We start from the raw sequence: 18,305 nt of genomic DNA on the forward strand, positions 1-18,305 counted from the left end.
CTGACGGCCCGCCGCGCCGGGCCCGCCGGTCCGACACGTCAGGAGCACATCAAGTGACGACAACCTCGTCCACCTCGGGACCCTCTTCCTCCGGGCGGCGTTCGCCGCGGGTCCCGATCGTGGTCACGATCATCGTGCTGGCCGCACTGGTGATCGGCTTCTTCATCTTCGCCAGCCTGTACACCGACTACGCGTGGTTCTCCCAACTCGGGTTCCAGCAGGTCCTCACCACCCGGTGGATCGCAGGCACCTCGATGTTCGTCGCCGGCTTCCTGGGGATGGCCGCGCCGGTGTACGTGAGCATCGCGCTCGCGTTCCGGTTCCGGCCGGTCTACGCCAAGCTCAACTCGCAGCTCGACCGCTACCAGCAGGTCATCGAGCCGCTGCGCCGTGCGGTCATGATCGGCATCCCGGCGGTCCTCGGCGTCTTCGCCGGGCTCTCCACGGCCGGCCGCTGGAGCATGGTGCTCGAGTACTTCAACCGGACGTCGTTCGGCAAGACCGATCCCCAGTTCGGCCTGGACATCGGCTTCTACGTGTTCGAGCTGCCGTTCTGGCGCGCGATCGTGGCGTACTCGTCGGCGGTCGTGCTCATCGCCGGGATCGCGGCGCTCGCCGCGTGCTACCTGTACGGCGCACTCCGGTTCGGCGGGCGCGAGGTCCGCATCTCCCGCGCCGCGCGCATCCAGCTCGCGGTGACCGCGGCCGTCTACGTGGCCCTGCAGGGCGTCAGCCTGTGGCTCGACCAGTACGCGGCCCTGACCAAGGACAACCCGCTCATCACGGGTGCGCAGTACACCGACGTCAACGCCGTCATCCCCGGTCGCGAGATCATGGCGGGCATCGCCGGGATCGTCGCGGTCCTGTTCGTCGTCACGGCCGTCATCGGCCGCTGGCGCATCTCGATCGTCGGCACCGGGCTGCTGCTCGTCGCGGCGATCGTCATCGGCGGCATCTACCCGTGGGTGGTCCAGCGGCTGCAGGTGAAGCCCTCGGAGCGCACCTACGAGTCGGCGTACATCGAGCGGAACATCAAGGCCACGCGGGACGCCTACGACGTCGCCGACGTGCAGGAGCAGAACTACGACGCGACGACCGAGGCGAGCTCGGGCGCCCTCGCGCAGGACGCCCAGACGACGGCGAACATCCGTCTCATCGACCCGAAGATCGTGTCGGACACCTTCAGCCAGCTGCAGCAGTACCGGCAGTACTACCAGTTCCCGAAGGAGCTGGACGTCGACCGGTACGACGTCAAGGGCCAGACCGAGGACACCGTGATCGCGGTGCGCGACATCGACCTCGACGGCCTCAGCGCTCAGGCGAACACGCAGTACAACCGGACCTTCGTCTACACGCACGGCTTCGGCGTGACCGCGGCCTACGGCAACCAGCGCGCGAGCGACGGCAAGCCGGTGTTCCTCGAGTCGGGCATCCCGTCGAGCGGCGCGCTCGGCGACTACCAGGAGCGCGTGTACTTCGGCGAGACCTCGCCGCCGTACTCGATCGTCGGCGGGCCCGAGGGCTCGAAGAACATCGAGCTCGACTACCCGTCCGGCTCGGACGACGACAACGGCGGCAACGCGACCACCACCTACCAGGGCAACGGCGGTCCGAGCCTCGGCAACTTCTTCAACCGGCTCGTCTACGCGGCGAAGTTCCAGTCGGAGCAGATCCTGCTGTCGAACGCGGTCAACAAGGACTCGCAGATCCTGTACGACCGCGACCCGATCCAGCGCGTCCAGAAGGTCGCACCGTACCTGACGCTCGACAGTGACGCCTACCCGGCGGTCGTCGACCACCGCATCCAGTGGGTCGTCGACGGGTACACCACGAGCAACGCCTACCCGTACTCGCAGAGCCAGAGCCTGTCGGACAGCATCAACGGCACGGAGTCGTCGACGTTCCGCACCGACCAGGTGAACTACATCCGGAACTCGGTGAAGGCCACGGTCGACGCCTACACGGGCAAGGTCACGCTCTACGCCTGGGACACGCAGGACCCGGTGCTCAAGACCTGGCAGAAGATCTTCCCGACGTCGATGCAGCCGGTGTCGGAGATGAGCGCCGAACTGCTCGACCACGTGCGGTACCCGACGGACCTGTTCAAGGTCCAGCGGTCGATCCTCGGCACGTACCACGTGACGAACGCGAACTCGTTCTACTCGGGTGACGACGCGTGGAACACCCCGCAGGAACCGACCTCGGGCACGAACGATGCCGACACCGCGGACGCGCAGACGACGACGAACGCGCTCGGGACGCAGACGACCGCGAACCGGTCCAACCTGCAGGACCCGTACTACCTGACCATGAAGGTGCCGGGGCAGGACACCGCGTACTCGCTCTACACGACGTACATCCCGCAGCAGTCGGCCGGAGCGAACAACCGCAACGTGCTGACCGGGTACCTGGCGGTGGACTCGGATGCCGGTGGTGCCGGCAAGGGCGAGAAGGCCAGGAACTACGGCAAGCTCACGCTCCTGACGATGCCGAAGACCGACAACATCCCGGGTCCGGCGCAGGTGCAGAACCTGTTCAACGGTGACACCACCGTGTCGCAGGAGCTGAACATCCTGAAGCGGGGCAACTCGACGGTGAAGCAGGGCAACCTGCTGACCCTGCCGGTCGGCGGCGGGTTCCTCTACGTGCAGCCCGTCTACGTCCAGTCGACGTCGAGCGGTTCGTACCCGCTGCTGCAGAAGGTCCTGGTGGCCTTCGGCGACAAGATCGCCTTCGAGGACACCCTCGACGAGGCGCTCAACAGCCTGTTCGGCGGCAACTCGGGTGCCACGGCCGGAGACCAGGGCGCCGCGAACGGATCCGGGTCGGGCGACAGCGGCTCGGGCGACACCGGCTCCGGGAACTCCGGGTCGAGCGGCTCCGGGTCGACCGACACGGGTTCGGGCTCGTCCGGTTCGACCGGGGGCTCCAGCTCCGGGAGTGCGACCGACAACGCCGCGCTGCAGCAGGCCCTCGCCGACGCGAAGTCCGCACTGCAGGACCGCCAGGACGCCTACGCGAAGAACGACCTGGTCGCTGCGGCAGAGGCCGACCAGCGCCTGCAGGAGGCCATCCAGGCGGCGACCGAGGCCGAGGGCGGGAACTGACACGCCGTGGCGGGGCACTCGATTTGTGCCCCGCCACGGGCGTGTGTAGGCTGTTCAACGTGCCGCGGGGTGGAGCAGTTCGGTAGCTCGCTGGGCTCATAACCCAGAGGTCGTAGGTTCAAATCCTGCCCCCGCAACCAAGCGTCACACGAAGGCCCCGGTCCAGTCGGACCGGGGCCTTCGCCGTTCCCAGTGTCCGCCGACGCCTTCCGTCGCTACGCTCGGCGGATGAGCACCCTGACGATCGCCGCCGCTCAGTTCGCGCCGGTCGACGACCCGACCGCCAACCTCGAGACCGTCCGTCGCGCAGCCGTCGACGCCGCTCGGCGCGGAGCGGACCTGCTCGTGACCCCGGAGTACACCTCGTACTTCACCGCGGACATCGACGACCGGTTCGTCGCCGCGGCGGAGCCCCTCGACGGGCCGTTCGTCACGGGGCTGGCCGACCTCGCGCGGGAGACCGGGATCGCGATCGTCGCCGGCGTCGCGGAGGTGGGCGAGGGGGAGCGGTTCCGCAACACCCTCGTCGCCGTGCTGCCCGACGGGTCGATCGGCGCGACGTACCGCAAGGTCCACCTGTACGACGCGTTCGGCTCCCGGGAGTCCGACCGCATCGAGTCCGGTGCGACCGACCAGCTGCCGGTCGTCACCGTCCAGGGAGTCCGGGTCGGCCTCGAGACCTGCTACGACCTGCGCTTCCCCGAGGTCACGCGTCGCCTCGCCGCGGCCGAGGGCGGTGCGGCGGACGTCGTCCTCGTCCCGGCGGAGTGGGTGCGGGGTCCGGGCAAGGAACACCACTGGCGGACGCTCCTCACCGCCCGCGCGATCGAGAACACCGTGTGGGTCGTCGGTGTCGGGCAGACGCCGCCGGTGGGCATCGGTTCGTCCGTCGTGCTCGACCCCTCGGGCGTCGCGGTCGCGGCGGCAGGGGCGACACCCGGGCTGCTCGTGGCGACCGTCGACACCGCCGTGACCGACTCGGTGCGCACGGTGAACCCGTCCCTGGGCCTGCGGCGGTACGACGTCGTGCCGCGCGGCTGACGTCACCGAGCGACGGCAGCTCCCGCTCAGGACCGCGCGCGGAGCGCCCCGAGCCGGCCCACGGCGTCCTCGAGCACGCTCCGGCGCTTGCAGAACGCGAAGCGCACGAGCGAGCGGTAGCCCGGCGCGTGCTCGGGCCGCACGAACGCCGACACCGGCACGCCGACCACACCCGCGAGCCTGGGGAGCTCGAGGCAGAGCGCCCGGGCATCGTCGTACCCGAGCGGGGCGGCGTCCGCGATGACGAAGTACCCGCCGTCCGGGTGCAGGACGTCGAACCCCGCCTCCAGCAGCCCCTCGGCCAGGAGCGCGTGCTTCGCACCGAGCTCGGCGGCGATCCCGTGGAACACGGTGTCCGGCAGGCGGAGTCCCGCGGCGACGGCGGGCTGGAACGGGGCGCCGTTCACGAACGTCAGGAACTGCTTCACCGCCAGGACCGCGTCCACCAGCGGCGCGGGAGCGGTGAGCCAGCCGATCTTCCACCCCGTGGTGCTGAAGGTCTTGCCAGCGCTCGAGATCGAGATCGTCCGGTCCACCGCCCCGGGCAGCGCCGCGATCGGCACGTGCGGGACGTCGAAGGTCAGGTGCTCGTAGACCTCGTCCGTGACGACCAGGGCGTCGTACCGCTCGGCGAGCTCGACCACGGTCTCGAGCACCGCGCGCGGCAGCACCCGTCCGGTGGGGTTGTGCGGGGTGTTCACGAGGACGACGCGGGTGCGGTCCGAGAACGCGGCGCGTAGGACGTCCTCGTCCGGCAGGAAGTCGGGGGTCGTGAGCGGGACGGTGACGTGCGTGCCGCCCGCGAGCCGGACCAGGGCGCCGTAGGCGTCGTAGAAGGGCTCGAAGGTGATCACCTCGTCGCCGGGCTCGACGAACGCGAGCAGCGTCGCCGCGAGGGCCTCCGTCGCGCCGGCGGTGACGAGCACCTCGCGATCAGGGTCGACCGACAGGCCGTACCAGTGCGCCTGGTGCTCCGCGATCGCCGCACGCAGCTCGGCGGTGCCGCGTCCCGGCGGGTACTGGTTCACGCCGGCACGGACGGCGGCGACGGCGGCGTCGAGCACCTCGGCGGGTCCGTCCTCGTCCGGGAAGCCCTGTCCGAGGTTGATCGCACCCGTCGCCGCGGCGAGGGCGCTCATCTCGGCGAAGACCGTCGGGGCGGGCGACCCGTCGGGCCCCAGGAGCATGGCTCCCTCGGCGGCGCGGAGCCACGGTCCGGTGCGGTGCATGTGCGTCCTCCCGATGCGCCGGACGCCCTCGGTGCGCCGGGTGCACCCAACCTAGTGCGCGTGCGGACCGGATCCCGGGAACGGCTGCCCAGCCCACGCATAGGATCGCCATAGGCCGCTCGCAGCCCCAGCAGGAGCACCGCTCAGGTGGGTCCGGAAGACTGCACGAGCTTGAAAGGAGCACGTCCAGCATGACCGACACCACGCCACACGGCCGCGGCGACGACGACCGTCCCGAGGACCTCCACCGTCAGGGCTCAGCAGAGGACGCCACCCACGGGACCGCCGACCACGGCGAGCCGACGCGGGACGACTCCGGACAGCCGAGCGCAGCCACGAGCTCGCCCGACCACGACCACACCGACGTCATCGAACCCGGTGGTGCGAACGAGACCGACGTCCTGTCGACCTCCGGCGACCACCCGACGGACCGGTACACCGCGCCGTACCCGACGATCGCCGGCGACGCCGCCCCCACGTCCGGTGGGTACGGGTCGCACACGACGCCGTACGGCCAGCAGGACCAGTACGGCCAGGCCCCCACGAGCCAGTACGGCCAGCAGAGCCAGTACGTCGAGCAGAGCCAGTACGGCCAGCAGGACCAGTACGGCCAGCAGGACCAGTACGGCCAGCAGGACCAGTACGGCCAGCAGGACCAGCACGGCCAGGCCCCGACGAGCCAGTACGGGCAGCAGAGCCAGTACGGCCAGCAGGACCGGTACGGTCAGGTTCCCACGAGCCAGTACGGCCAGCAGAGCCAGTACGGCCAGCAGAGCCAGTACGGCCAGCATGACCAGTACGGCCAGGCCCCGACGAGCCAGTACGGCCAGCAGAGCCAGTACGGGCAGCAGCCGCGCTACGGCGAGTACGCCCAGGACAGCACGAACACCGCCGGTACCAGCGCCTACGGCTCATCGCAGTACGCCTCCGCCGCTCAGCCCGGCTCCGCGCAGGCCCCGTCCTCGGCGACGAGCGCCTTCGGCGACGTCGACGGCTCGAACCAGCGCAACGGCCACTACTTCGGCGCGGCCCCGACAGCCGGCGACGGAACCGCGTCGGCCACGAAGACGAAGGACGGGCGCAACAAGCTCGTGCTCCCGATCGTCGCTGGCCTGGTGCTCGCCGGGCTCGTCGGCGGCGGTGCGGGATGGGCCGCCGGGGCCTCGCAGGCCAGTGGTGGCACGGTCGTCGGGTCGAGCTCGTCGCAGAACGGCGGCAACCTCACGGTCAACGACTACAACAACGCCACGGTCGTGACGGCCGTCGCCGCCCAGGCCACGCCGTCGGTCGTCACGATCAACGTCTCCGCGGGCTCCGAGGGCGGCACCGGTTCCGGTGTCGTCTTCTCGAAGGACGGGTACATCGTCACGAACACCCACGTGGTGACGCTGGACGGCGACAGCGGCAACGGCACCATCACGGTGACGACCTCCGACGGCAAGATCTACCCGGCGAAGCTCGTCGGCACCGACCCGACCGTCGACCTCGCGGTGATCAAGATCGACGCGACCGACATGAAGCCGATCACGTTCGCGAACTCGTCCGACCTGAACGTCGGCGACACCGCGGTCGCGATCGGCGCACCGCTCGGCCTGTCGAACACGGTCACCGACGGCATCGTCTCGACGCTGAACCGCAGCATCCAGGTCACGTCGAGCGCACCGAGCCAGGGCGGCGACTCGAACGAGGGCGGCAACGGCAACGGCGGCCCGTTCGACTTCTGGGGCAACGGCGACAACGGCAGCAGTTCGTCGTCGAACACCACCGTCTCGCTCCCGGTCATCCAGACCGACGCGTCGATCAACCCGGGCAACTCGGGCGGTGCGCTGCTCGACTCGAAGGGCAAGCTCATCGGCATCAACGTCGCGATCGCCAGCGCCGGCAGCTCCTCGTCGTCCGAGGGACAGTCCGGCAGCATCGGCGTCGGCTTCTCGATCCCGTCGAACCTGGTGCAGCGCGTCGCGAACGAGATCAAGGACAACGGCTCCGCCACGCACGGTCTCCTCGGTGCGACGGTCGGTGACGCGGCGGAGGACGCCAGCGCCAAGCAGATGGGCGCCCTCATCAAGTCGGTCTCGTCCGGCGGCGCGGCGGCGAACGCCGGCCTGCAGAAGGGCGACGTGGTCACCAAGATCGGGTCCGCCACGGTCTCCGACGCGACCGACCTCACGGCGCAGGTGCGCTTCTTCGCCGGTGGCGCGAAGACGACGATCACCTACATCCGCGACGGCCAGACGCGTGAGACGGACGTGACGCTCGGCACCTACAAGGGCTGACGCAGGTCCAGGACGGACGGGAGGCACGGTGCCAGCTGGCACCGTGCCTCCCGTCCGTATCGGTGTCGACCCGTGACGGTGCCGCGCCCGCAGGCTCAGGTGAGCGGCCCGGCACGTGGGCGGCCCGGCACGTGGGCGGCCTGGCCGCTTGATAGGCTCGGGGTCGCTCTGCGGGGCGGGCGCCGTCCGCGGTGCGCCCCGCGCACCAGTCAGGACCCCGAGGTACGCATGCAGACAGACGGACAGCCCCTGCCGGGGGTCTCGTACGTGATGCCGGTGCTGAACGAAGTGACCGAGGTGCGTGCCGCCGTCGGCAGCCTGCTCGAGCAGGACTACGCCGGTCCGTTCGAGGTCATCCTGGCCCTCGGTCCGTCGATCGACGGCACGAACGAGCTCGTCGCCGAGATGAGCGCCGCAGACCCCCGGATCCGGGCGATCGAGAACCCGGTCGGGTCGACGCCCGCCGGGCTCAACGTGGCGATCCGGGCGTCCGTGCACCCCGTGGTCATCCGGGTCGACGCGCACTCGGTGCTCCCGACCGACTACACACGCGTCGCCGTCCGCGTGCTGACCGAGTCGGGCGCGGACAACGTCGGTGGGATCATGCACGCCGAGGGGCGGACGCCCTTCGAACGCGCCGTCGCCCACGCCTACGGCAGCCGCGTCGGTCTCGGGGGCACGCCCCACCACGTCGGTGGCAAGGCCGGACCGGCCGAGACCGCGTACCTCGGTGTCTTCCGGCGGGACCGGCTGTTCGAGGTCGGGCTCTTCGACGAGGGCATCAAGCGCGGACAGGACTGGGAGCTCAACCGTCGTCTGCGGCAGACCGGCGGCACCGTGTGGTTCACGCCGGAGCTGGTCGTGACCTACCGCCCGCGCCCGAGCCTGCGCCGACTCGTCCGGCAGTTCGTCGCCACGGGGCTGTGGCGCGGCGAGCTCGCCCGCCGCTTCCCGGCGAACAACGGCGTGCGCTACTTCGTACCCCCCGCGATGGTCACGGCGGTCGCGCTCGGGCTCGTCGCCGGGGTCGTCGGCGTCGTGGGCGCCCTGCTCCGCAGCCCGCTGGCGTGGGCGATGACCGGGTTCGCCGTCCCCGCCGTGTACCTGCTCTTCGTCGTCGTCGGCTCGGTCGTCGTCGCACGGCGGTCAGGGCTCGCGACCCTGCTCTGGCTGATCGTGGTGCTGCCGTGCATCCACGTGGGGTGGGGTGTCGGCTTCGTGGTCGGCTTCCTGACCCGGACCTCCGAACTGACCACCCACACGGGACGGTGACCTGGAACCTTGACCGACGACTCCACCGCACGCGGCTCCGCCCGTCCGACCTCCATCGCCGAGCTCCGCGCGGTCGCGCAGCCGGACGAGGTCCGTTCGCGGGCCAACGCCGAGCACTGGACCGCCTCGCTGTACCTGCGTGACGTCTCGCCGTACCTGACCTGGATCCTGCTGAAGACCCGCGTCAGTGCCAACCAGGTCACCGGGCTGATGATCCTCGTGGGGTGGAGCACCGCCGCGGCGCTGCTCGTCCCGGGGATCTGGGGCGCGCTGCTGGCACTCGTGCTCGGGCAGCTGCAGATGCTCGTCGACTGCTGCGACGGCGAGGTCGCGCGCTGGCGGGGGACCCGGTCGCCCGCCGGGGTGTTCCTCGACAAGGTCGGGCACTACACGACCGAGGGACTGATCCCGATCGCGCTCGGTGTCCGGGCGGCGACCTGGCCGGTGCAGGGCGCTGACTGGATGTGGACCACGATCGGCTGCGCGCTCGGCCTGGTCATCGTGCTGAACAAGGCGCTCAACGACATGGTGCACGTCGCCCGCGCGAACGCCGGACTCGCGAAGCTCGTGGACCGCCGGGACGCGGGCACCGCGCCGTCCGGCCGTCGACTGGCAACGCTCCGCCGGGCCGCTCGGTTCCTGCCGTTCCACCGCCTGTACCACTCCGTCGAACTGACGATCCTGGCCTTCGTGTTCGCGCTCATCGCGCTCGTGGTCGGTCACCCGCTCGCCGACCGTGTGCTCGTCGGCGCGCTGCTCCCGCTCGCCGTGCTCGCCACCGCCGGGCACTTCCTGGCGATCATGTCGTCGAAGCGTGTCCGCGCGTGAGCCAGGGCACCGTCCGTCGGCACGCCGCCCCGCATCGTGGACGCCCGCGCATCGCCGTGGTGGTCCTGACCCAGGGCACCCGGCCCGCGGACCTGCGACGTGGGATCGACAGCGTGCTCGCCCAGCGGGACGTCGACCTGGACGTCGTGTGCGTCGGCAACGGCTGGGAGCCGACCGACCTGCCCGAAGGGGTCCGTGCGCTCGCGCTGCCGGAGAACCTCGGGATCCCGGCCGGACGGAACGCGGGGGCCGAGGTCGTCGACGGCGACCACGTGTTCTTCCTGGACGACGACGCCTGGGTGCCGTCGGACACCTTCCTGCGCGACGCCGTCGAGCTGCTCGACCGCGACCCGTCGCTCGGCCTGGTCCAGCCGCGGGTCGTCGACCCGACCGGTGCGGCCAACCCGCGGCGCTGGGTGCCGCGCATCCGGAAGGGCGACGCCGCCGACTCGTCCCCGGTGTTCTCGGTGTGGGAGGGCGCGGTCGTCCTGCCGATGGACGTCTACCGGGCCGTCGGGGGATGGGGCGCCGAGTACTTCTACGCGCACGAGGGCATCGAGCTCGCCTGGCGTGTGTGGGACGCCGGACGCCGGGCCTGGTACGCCGGGGACCTCGTCGCGAACCACCCCGCGATCGACCCCGCTCGCCACACGGAGTACTACCGCCTGAACGCCCGGAACCGGGTCTGGCTCGCTCGACGCAACCTGCCGGCACCCCTGCGTCCGCTGTACGTGGGTTCGTGGGCAGCGATCCAGGTCGCGCGGTGGTGGCGACACCCGGCCCGCCTGCGCACCTGGTTCGCCGGCGCCCGAGAAGGCTGGACGTCGGACTGCGGGCCGACCCGCACGATGGGGTGGCTGACCGTCGCCCGCATGACGCTCGCCGGGCGCCCGCCCGTCGTCTGAGTCCGATCCGATCGCCCGAGGAGCACCATGCCGATCATCCGTGACGCCACGACCGCCGTGCGGCTCGTGCAGCGTCTCCTGCGGTCCCGTCGGAGTCGCCAGCAGCTCGCGCGCCGCCTGCGGACGCAGTCGCAACTCGCGCCGGGGTCCGTCGAGATCGCCGTGTACTTCGCGGACGGACCGGTCAACATGTACCAGGTGCGGCAGTGGTACGCCCCGCTCGCCGAGCTCGCGGCCGAGCACCCGGTCGCGATCCTGTCCCGGAGCCCCGGCACGATGCTCGCCCTGCTCGACGAGTCGCCGGTGCCGGTGGTCTACGCCCGCCAGGTCGTCGACCTCGAGCGCTTCGTCGACGAGCAGGCACCGAAGATCGTCCTGTACGTCAACCAGAACGCCCGCAACTTCCAGATGATGCGGTACGGGCGGATGTGGCACGTCTTCGTCAACCACGGCGAGAGCGACAAGATGTACATGACCACGAACCAGTTCAAGGCGTACGACTACGCCCTGATCGCCGGGGACGCCGCCCGGGACCGGCTCGCGGACGCGCTCTGGGACTACGACCTGGACCGGCGCACGATCGCCATCGGGCGCCCGCAGGCCGACCACTTCGCGGGTGCCGTGCCGTACCCGGACGACGACCGGTCCGTCGTGCTGTACGCCCCGACGTGGGAGGGCGACCGCGCCGCAGCCGCCTACGGGTCGATCGCGAGCCACGGCGTGGTGCTCGCCGAGCGGCTCCTGGCGTCGCCCCGACACCGGCTCGTCTACCGTCCGCACCCGCGGAGCGGCGTGCTGGACGCGGACTACCGCGCCGCCCACGAGCGGATCGTCACGGCGATCAGCGCCGCCAACGCGGCCGACGCCACCGCGCACCACGTGTACGACGACGGCCCGGAGCTCGGCTGGCAGCTCGCCGCGGCGGACGTCGCGATCACCGACATCAGCGCCATGATCTACGACCGGCTGGCGGTCGGGAAGCCGCTGATCGTCACGCGCCCGGTGGCGAGCGGCGCGGACGTCGACGAGCGCGGCTACCTGTCGGACGCGAACTGGTTGCTCGCCGACCAGACCAGGGACGTCGTCGCCCGGGTCGACGCCGCCGCGAACGACGCCGAGGAGCTCGCCAAGCTGCGGCACTGGGTCCAGCGGTACTTCGGGGACACCGCGCCGGGCGTCGCGACGCGACGCCTGCACGAGGCCGTCGACCGGCTCGTCGCGCGGTGGCACGAGGTCGCCGCGGAGCACCGGGCCGGCTGAGCGCTCCGCCGCTGGTCTGGGGGAGCGGCCCGCCGCGCGGCCGGGGGAGCGGCCTGGGCAGCGGCCGCCAGCGCGCTGACCGGCTGCGGCGAGGTGCCCCGGAGCGTCAGGCCGCACGGCGGTCCCCGACCAGCGACATGCGCCACAGGTACTCCGAGCGGTCCGGGCGTCGCCAGCGGACGACGACGACACCGGTCTCCTCGGGGTCGGCGCCGAACACCGCGATGGACAGGGACCGTCCGGGGTCGAGCTGGTTCACCGCGAGCGGCGGGCAGTACCCGTTGCCGAGGTGCGTCAGCGAGATGGCGTGGAGGGGCTCGGATCCGGTGTTCACCAGGTCGTAGCGACGAGGTGCCCGGGAACGATCGACGGTGAACGGGACTGCGTAGGCCGTGGTCGGGTGGTGCATGCCGGTCACGCTAGGGGGAAGGTCCGACGTCGGGGGGGCGCTCGGGCCGCGGTGGTGCCGGTGCCTGTGCAGGGGGTCGGTCGGGGGACCGGGTGTGGAGGAGGGAGCGGGTCAGACGCCGTAGTCGGCGGCGTACGCGGCGAGGGCCTTCTCGATGGTGTCGTCGAGCTGGAGACGGCCCTTGTCGAGGTACAGCCCGCGGTCGCAGAAGCGGCGCAGGTCCTTGTCGCTGTGCGAGACGAAGAACAGCGTGCGCCCGCCCGCCAGGAGCTCCTCGATGCGCTTGTAGCACTTCTCGCGGAAGGCCTTGTCGCCGACGGCCAGGACCTCGTCGACGAGGATCACCGGCTCGTCCAGGCGGGAGATCACGGCGAACGCGATGCGCACCTTCATGCCGCTCGACAGGTGCTTGTACGGGGTGTCGACGAAGTCCGCGATCTCGGCGAACGCGATGATCTCGTCGAAGGCGTCGCGGATCTCGGCCCGGCTCATCCCGTGCAGCCCGGCCGTCAGGAAGACGTTGTCGCGGACCGTGAGGTCGCCGACGAACCCGCCGGTGATCTCGATGAGCGGGGCGACACCGGCACCCACCCGCACCCGCCCCTCGTCGGGGAGCATGACCTGCGCGACGAGCTTGAGCAGGGTGGACTTGCCCTGGCCGTTCCGTCCGACGACACCGATCGCCTCGCCCGGGCGGACGTCGAACGACACGCCCCGGAGCGCCCAGAACTCGTCCGCGCGCTTGCGGCGGGAGCTCCCGGCGAACAGGTCCTTGAAGCTGCGGCTCGCCCGACGGTTCCGCTTGAACCGGATGCCGGCGTCGCGCACGGAGATCACGGGGGCGGTGGTCGCCGCGCGCTCGCGGGGCTCGGTCGAGGTCATCACAGCTCCTTCAGGACGCGGTGCTCGCTGCGGCGGAACACGACCAGGCCGACCGCGAGGACGACGATCGTGACGAGGACGGACACGAGCACCTCGAACCAGTTCAGCTGGTTCGGGAAGAACGCCGAGCGGTAGATGCCGAAGATGCCGCTCAGCGGGTTGAGCGCCGCGAGGTCGCGCAGCTTCTCGGGGAGCGCGGTCGTGCCGTAGATGATCGGCGACGCGTAGAAGAAGAACCGCAGCACGAGCTTCACCGCGCGCTCGAGGTCGCGGAAGAACACCACGAGCGGCGCCACGATCAGGCCGATGCCGTAGACCAGGCCGGCCTGCAGCAGGATCGCAAGCGGGTACAGGGCCAGACCCCAGTGCACGTGCGCCCCCGTGGCGATCGCGAAGACCGCGAGCACCGGCAGGCTCAGCAGGAACTCGATGCCCTTCGACGCGTTGACCCGCGCGACCCAGATGCTCCGGGGGATGGTCGTCGATCGGATCAGCTTGGCCTCGCTCGTGAAGGCCCGGGTGGAGTCCGAGACGGCACCGGTGAACCACATCCACGGCAGGAGCGCCGACAGCAGGAAGACGATGTACGGCTCTTCGCCGACCTTGCCGCGGTGGAACACCTGCGTGAAGACGAACCAGTAGATCGCCGACATGACGAGCGGGTCGAGGATCGACCAGAGGTAGCCGAGCGCGGACGTCGAGTAGCGGACCCGCAGGTCGCGGGAGGTCAGCAACCACAGCGCATGCCGGTAACGGCGTACCGCGCCCCGGTTCACCAGGGGGCCGGTGGTCCGGGACGCGGTCTGCGCACTCGCTGTGGTCACGGTGTCCCTTCGGGCGGAACCGCCCAGGGGGTCATGACGGTTCAGGCGAACAGGTCGTTCGCGCGCTCGAGGTCTTCCGCGAAGTCGATCTCGACGGCGTACAGGTCGGAGATGTCGACCGGCGACCAGCGTAGCCCGTCCTCGGCGATGGCAGCCTCGATGCCGCCCTCGAAGTACTCCTGGTCGTCGACGCGCCCGAGCTGACGGATGAGCGCCTGCTTGTCGGCCGACGAGACGTAGTTGATGCCGACCGCTTCGCCGAGACCGCCGACGACCTGCTTCGACAGCTTGTGGATGCAGCCCTGCGCGTCCACCGTGTACTTGACCTCTTCGTCGGAGACCTTCTCGGTGTTCACGCTGACGAAGGACCGGTCCTGGTCCATCATGTCCGCGGCGCGGACGAGCGCGCGCGGGTCGAAGACGACGTCGCCGTTCATCCAGAGGACGCCGCCCTTGCCCGTGGCCTTGAGCGCACGGAGCAGGGACTTCGAGGTGTTCGTGGAGTCGTAGGACTCGTTGTAGACGAAGTTCGCCTCGGGGAAGGCCTCGACGATGTACTCGGACTTGTAGCCGACGACGATCGTCACGCGGGCGCTCGAGCCGAACGCGGCGCGGATGTTGTCGAACTGCTGCTGCATGATGGTGCGGCCGTCGCTGAGTTCGGTCAGCGGCTTCGGCAGGCTGCGCCCGAGGCGGCTGCCCATCCCCGCTGCGAGGATGACGATCTGCGTTGTCATGCTGGTCCCTTCCGGTGTCCGCCCGCGCGCCCCGTGGGGCACGGGCGGGCCTCGTCGAGTCTGCTCGCTCCAGGTCTGCGTTTCCCGTGAACGCGCCGCTCCCGCGCGGATCGGCACGGGGCGGATCGGCAGGGCAGACTGTCTCGGGACCGGTTCTGAGCAGGTTTCCAAGTGGTGAACACTCCGTCGTGCCCTGGTGAATGATACGGAACGAGTCGGGATCGGGGTACGGCATCGTCCGGTTCGTGCCCGATTCGTGACCCGGGCGGCGAGCGTGTCCCGCCGTGTCCGGAACCCGTTGGTACGGTGGGGCGGTGGCAGCGGCAGATGACGACGACGTGTACGTGACGTCCGACGCTGCGTGGATGACCGAGGTGGACGATGCCGAGGGGGACGCCACCGACGACGACTTGGGGGACGGGGATGCGCGCGACGCCTCCGCTGGTGACGGCATGACCGACGACACGACGACGACGGTCAGCGACCCGGCGGTGACGGAGCCTGCCACGGCGAGCACGATCGCGGCGAGCACGACCGCCGCGGGCCCGTCGCCCGCCAGCCGTCCGGCGCCGCGCAAGGGCAAGGGGCGCGGGCGCGTCTCCCGACCGGTCCAGACCGCCGCCGTGCGCGACGACGCGGCAGCACGTGATGCGGCGATCGAGCAGACGACCACGTCTGGGCAGACCGCGGCGCCCGCGAAGGACACGGCATCCGAGCAGTCCTCGGCGGCCCCGACGGCGGCGGACGACGCCGGCACGACCGCGGCGCAGAAGAAGAAGCGCGTGCCGAAGCGCCAGCCCGCCGCCCGCGAGACCCCGGCCGCGACGAAGACCCCGCAGCAGCCCGTGGTGCTCCGTGCGAGCGGCCTCGTCAAGCGGTACGGCCAGACCCTCGCGGCGGACGAGGTCGACCTCGAGATCCGCCAGGGCTCGATCTTCGGCGTCGTCGGCCCGAACGGCGCCGGCAAGACCACCACGCTCTCGATGATCACCGGCCTGCTGCGCCCCGACGCCGGCACCGTCTCGGTGCTCGACCACGACGTGTGGTCCGACCCGACGGCTGCCAAGCGCGACCTCGGGGTCCTGCCCGACCGGCTCCGGTTGTTCGACCGGCTGACCGGCGCGCAGCTCCTGCACTACTCCGCGACGCTCCGCGGGCTCGACGGTGCGACGGCGCGGAAGCGCAGCGCCGACCTCGCCCAGGCGTTCGGCCTCGGTGAGGCGCTCGGGCGCCAGGTCGCGGACTACTCCGTCGGCATGGCGAAGAAGATCGCCCTCGCCGCGACGCTCATCCACTCGCCCCGCGTCCTGGTCCTCGACGAGCCGTTCGAGTCCGTCGACCCGGTCAGCGCCGCCACGATCACCGAGATCCTGCGTCGCTACACGCGCGGCGGCGGCACCGTGGTGCTCTCCAGCCACTCGATGGAGCTCGTCCAGCGCACGTGCGACTCGGTCGCGATCATCGTCGGCGGCAAGGTCCTCGCCTCCGGCACGATGGCCCAGGTCCGCGGTCGTCGGAGCCTCGAGGACAAGTTCGTCGAACTCGCGGGCGGCCGCGTCGTGGCAGAGAGCATGGAATGGTTGCACAGCTTCTCCGACTGAGGGTCGACCTGCTCGCGGGCGGTGTCCGCGGGGGAGCTCGGCAGTCGGTCCTCGTCGTGCTCGGCAGCCTGCTCGGCCTCGTCGCCGCGGTGTTCGTCGCCGGTGAGCTCCTCGGACTCCGGTCCGCGCCCGTCGAGATCGCGCGCTCCGTCGCGGTGCCGGTCGGGGCGTTCCTCGCGGTCGCCTTCACGGTCGTGCCGCTCGTCGTCGGCGGGACGGACCAGTTCGACCCCCGACGCTTCACCGTCTTCGGCCTCGACCGTCGCCAGCTCGCGGTCGGCCTCGGTGTCGCCGGCCTCGTCGGCGTGCCCGTGCTCTCGGTGGCGATCGTCGCGGTCGGGCAGGTCGGGGCGTGGTCGCGCTCCGGCGGGCTCGGCGTCCTGGCGGTCCTCGCCGCGCTCCTCGGGACGCTCACCTGCGCCCTGCTCGCCCGTGTCGGCTCCGCCGTCGGTGCCGCCCTGATCGGCCCGCACCGCTCCCGTGACGCCGGGTGGCTCGCCGCCCTGGTGGTCGTCGTGCTCGGCCTGCCGGTCGTGTCGCTGCTCGTCCGCGGCCCCTGGACCGACGCCACGAGCACCGAGGCCTCCCGCGTGGCCGACGTCGCGGGGTGGACCCCGTGGGGCGCCGCATGGGCGGTGCCCGCCGACGTGGCGAGCGGCCGGGTGGGCGAGGGCGTGCTCAAGCTCCTCGTCGCACTGGTCACGCTCGGGCTCCTCGGGCTCGCCTGGTGGGCCCTCGTCGGGCGCGCGCTCGAGACCGTCGACGGTCGCGCCACGGCTCGTCGCTACCGCGGCCTCGGCTGGTTCGCGCGCCTCGGGTCCACCCCGGTCGGCGCCGTCGCGGCCCGTGCGCTGACCTACTGGGCGCGGGACCCCCGGTACCGCATGTCGTACCTGGTGATCGTGTTCGTGCCGATCGTGGTGATCCCGCTCGGTGTCGCCGGGGTGCCGTGGCACTGGACCGCCCTCGTGCCGCTGCCGCTGATGGCGTTGATCGCCGGGTTCCTGCCGCACAACGACGTCTCGTACGACAACACCGCGGTGTGGCTGCACGTCGCCTCGGGAGCGCCCGGGTGGAGCGACCGCCTCGGTCGGCTCGTCCCGCTGCTCGTCGTCGGGCTCCCCGCCGTCGTGCTCGGCGCGGCGGTGTCCGCGCGGCTGTTCGGCGACTGGACGGCCTTCCCGCTCCTGGTCGGTGTCGCCGGCGGGGCGCTGCTCGCGGGCCTCGGCCTGTCGAGCGTCGTGTCGGTCCTGCTGCCCTACCCGACGGTCCGTCCGGGTGACCACCCGTTCCAGCAGCCCCAGGCCGCCGGCACGACGGCCGCGGTCGCGCAGACGACGATGGTCGTCGGGATCCTCGTCGCGGCGATCCCCGCGGTCTGGCTCGCGGTGCTCGCGCTGAGCGACGGTCCCGAGCCCTGGGCGGTGCTCACGCTGCTGGTCGGCCTGGGCGTCGGTGCTGTCGTCCTCGTCTCGGGGGTGGCCCTCGGCGGTCGACTCTTCGACCGGCACGGACCCGACCTGCTCGCCGCCGCGCAGCGGAACTGACCCGTACCCCCCCCTCCGGTCGCGCCCGACGCGACCGCACGCCGGGCGGGAGGCGCGCGGCAGCCCCGCCACGCGCCTCCCGTCCGATGCGGCGGCAGCCGCACCGTCGTACCCTGGTCCCATGAGCATGACGGAACCCGGCGGCGGCCTCGACGTGATGGACCGCGAGCTCGAGAAGCTCCTCGAGGAAGAGGCGATCGAGCCCGGCGACCACGAGCGGTTCTCGCACTACGTCAAGAAGGACAAGATCCTGCAGTCCGCCCTGACGGGGAAGCCCGTCAAGGCGCTCTGCGGCAAGAAGTGGATCCCTGGTCGCGACCCGGAGAAGTTCCCGGTGTGCCCCGACTGCAAGGCCATCTACGAGAAGATGCGGGCCGAGTAGCGCCG

15 protein-coding genes and 1 tRNA gene are annotated in these 18,305 nt (G+C 71.3%); 11 read left to right on the forward strand and 5 right to left on the reverse strand.

Going from position 1 to position 18,305, the window contains the following annotated elements; translation table 11 throughout:
* Window positions 1–119: 119 nt before the first annotated feature.
* From FB462_RS05445 to FB462_RS05455, 3 genes are all read left to right on the forward strand, one after another.
* Window positions 120–3,107 (forward strand): UPF0182 family membrane protein, encoded by a 2,988-nt coding sequence (locus FB462_RS05445; RefSeq protein ID WP_180225561.1) that lies wholly within the window; start codon window positions 120–122, stop codon window positions 3,105–3,107.
* A gap of 63 nt (window positions 3,108–3,170) precedes the next feature.
* Window positions 3,171–3,247: transfer RNA gene (locus tag FB462_RS05450), tRNA-Met, on the forward strand.
* Between the two features lie 88 nt (window positions 3,248–3,335).
* Entirely contained in the window at window positions 3,336–4,148 is an 813-nt protein-coding gene (locus FB462_RS05455) for a carbon-nitrogen hydrolase family protein (protein ID WP_141860609.1), read from the forward strand.
* Window positions 4,149–4,174: 26 nt separating this feature from the next.
* On the opposite strand, the gene FB462_RS05460 is transcribed toward FB462_RS05455, so the two are convergent.
* On the reverse strand, window positions 4,175–5,377 hold the full coding sequence (locus tag FB462_RS05460) for an aminotransferase class I/II-fold pyridoxal phosphate-dependent enzyme (RefSeq protein ID WP_141860612.1): 1,203 nt from the start codon (window positions 5,375–5,377) through the stop codon (window positions 4,175–4,177).
* A 191-nt stretch (window positions 5,378–5,568) separates the two neighbouring features.
* On the opposite strand from FB462_RS05460, the gene FB462_RS17635 reads away from it, so the two are divergent.
* From FB462_RS17635 to FB462_RS05490, 5 genes are all read left to right on the forward strand, one after another.
* Window positions 5,569–7,653, forward strand: a complete 2,085-nt coding sequence (locus tag FB462_RS17635) for a S1C family serine protease (RefSeq protein WP_229666748.1) — start codon at window positions 5,569–5,571, stop codon at window positions 7,651–7,653.
* 228 nt (window positions 7,654–7,881) lie between these two features.
* Window positions 7,882–8,925 carry a glycosyltransferase family 2 protein gene (locus FB462_RS05475; RefSeq protein ID WP_114848982.1) on the forward strand — a complete coding sequence of 348 codons (1,044 nt, stop codon included), beginning with the start codon at window positions 7,882–7,884 and terminating at the stop codon, window positions 8,923–8,925.
* Window positions 8,926–8,934: 9 nt separating this feature from the next.
* A complete protein-coding gene (locus FB462_RS05480; RefSeq protein WP_114848983.1) occupies window positions 8,935–9,753 on the forward strand; it encodes a CDP-alcohol phosphatidyltransferase family protein in 819 nt (272 codons plus the stop codon).
* The gene (locus FB462_RS05485) at window positions 9,750–10,658 is read left to right on the forward strand and encodes a glycosyltransferase family 2 protein (protein WP_114848984.1); all 909 of its coding nucleotides are present in this window, start codon (window positions 9,750–9,752) and stop codon (window positions 10,656–10,658) included. Before FB462_RS05480 ends, FB462_RS05485 begins: the two co-directional genes overlap by 4 nt.
* A 27-nt stretch (window positions 10,659–10,685) precedes the next feature.
* A complete protein-coding gene (locus FB462_RS05490) occupies window positions 10,686–11,918 on the forward strand; it encodes a CDP-glycerol glycerophosphotransferase family protein (RefSeq protein WP_141860614.1) in 1,233 nt (410 codons plus the stop codon).
* 106 nt (window positions 11,919–12,024) lie between these two features.
* Here the strand turns inward: FB462_RS05490 and FB462_RS05495 are convergent, their stop codons facing one another.
* The 4 genes from FB462_RS05495 to FB462_RS05510 form a co-directional block, all read right to left on the reverse strand.
* Window positions 12,025–12,327, reverse strand: a complete 303-nt coding sequence (locus FB462_RS05495) for a hypothetical protein (RefSeq protein WP_141860616.1) — start codon at window positions 12,325–12,327, stop codon at window positions 12,025–12,027.
* A 111-nt stretch (window positions 12,328–12,438) separates the two neighbouring features.
* Window positions 12,439–13,209 (reverse strand): ABC transporter ATP-binding protein, encoded by a 771-nt coding sequence (locus tag FB462_RS05500; RefSeq protein WP_058741505.1) that lies wholly within the window; start codon window positions 13,207–13,209, stop codon window positions 12,439–12,441.
* Entirely contained in the window at window positions 13,209–14,033 is an 825-nt protein-coding gene (locus tag FB462_RS05505) for an ABC transporter permease (RefSeq protein WP_083519884.1), read from the reverse strand. The genes FB462_RS05500 and FB462_RS05505 overlap by 1 nt, the downstream gene beginning before the upstream one ends.
* Window positions 14,034–14,074: 41 nt before the next feature.
* Window positions 14,075–14,770 (reverse strand): phosphocholine cytidylyltransferase family protein, encoded by a 696-nt coding sequence (locus FB462_RS05510; RefSeq protein ID WP_058741506.1) that lies wholly within the window; start codon window positions 14,768–14,770, stop codon window positions 14,075–14,077.
* A 314-nt stretch (window positions 14,771–15,084) separates the two neighbouring features.
* Between FB462_RS05510 and FB462_RS05515 the strand changes: the two genes are divergently transcribed.
* The 3 genes from FB462_RS05515 to FB462_RS05525 all read left to right on the forward strand — a co-directional run bounded on the left by FB462_RS05515 (window position 15,085) and on the right by FB462_RS05525 (window position 18,300).
* Window positions 15,085–16,371: an ABC transporter ATP-binding protein gene (locus FB462_RS05515; protein ID WP_308423646.1), complete on the forward strand. Its 1,287-nt coding sequence runs from the start codon at window positions 15,085–15,087 to the stop codon at window positions 16,369–16,371.
* Window positions 16,347–17,918, forward strand: coding sequence for an ABC transporter permease (locus FB462_RS05520; protein WP_141860618.1), 1,572 nt, complete (start codon window positions 16,347–16,349; stop codon window positions 17,916–17,918). Before FB462_RS05515 ends, FB462_RS05520 begins: the two co-directional genes overlap by 25 nt.
* Before the next feature lie 121 nt (window positions 17,919–18,039).
* Window positions 18,040–18,300 carry a DUF3039 domain-containing protein gene (locus FB462_RS05525; protein ID WP_114848987.1) on the forward strand — a complete coding sequence of 87 codons (261 nt, stop codon included), beginning with the start codon at window positions 18,040–18,042 and terminating at the stop codon, window positions 18,298–18,300.
* The last annotated feature ends 5 nt before the right edge of the window (window positions 18,301–18,305 follow it).

Source organism: Curtobacterium citreum (assembly GCF_006715175.1).
Taxonomy (GTDB): domain Bacteria; phylum Actinomycetota; class Actinomycetes; order Actinomycetales; family Microbacteriaceae; genus Curtobacterium; species Curtobacterium citreum.

Coding starts and splice junctions, on each gene's coding strand:
- FB462_RS05495 (WP_141860616.1), bottom strand. CDS start 12,327: ATGCACCACCCGACCACGGCCTACGCAGTCCCGTTCACCGTCGATCGT.
- FB462_RS05520 (WP_141860618.1), top strand. CDS start 16,347: ATGGTTGCACAGCTTCTCCGACTGAGGGTCGACCTGCTCGCGGGCGGT.
- FB462_RS05490 (WP_141860614.1), top strand. CDS start 10,686: ATGCCGATCATCCGTGACGCCACGACCGCCGTGCGGCTCGTGCAGCGT.
- FB462_RS05455 (WP_141860609.1), top strand. CDS start 3,336: ATGAGCACCCTGACGATCGCCGCCGCTCAGTTCGCGCCGGTCGACGAC.
- FB462_RS17635 (WP_229666748.1), top strand. CDS start 5,569: ATGACCGACACCACGCCACACGGCCGCGGCGACGACGACCGTCCCGAG.
- FB462_RS05500 (WP_058741505.1), bottom strand. CDS start 13,209: ATGACCTCGACCGAGCCCCGCGAGCGCGCGGCGACCACCGCCCCCGTG.
- FB462_RS05525 (WP_114848987.1), top strand. CDS start 18,040: ATGAGCATGACGGAACCCGGCGGCGGCCTCGACGTGATGGACCGCGAG.
- FB462_RS05510 (WP_058741506.1), bottom strand. CDS start 14,770: ATGACAACGCAGATCGTCATCCTCGCAGCGGGGATGGGCAGCCGCCTC.
- FB462_RS05460 (WP_141860612.1), bottom strand. CDS start 5,377: ATGCACCGCACCGGACCGTGGCTCCGCGCCGCCGAGGGAGCCATGCTC.
- FB462_RS05475 (WP_114848982.1), top strand. CDS start 7,882: ATGCAGACAGACGGACAGCCCCTGCCGGGGGTCTCGTACGTGATGCCG.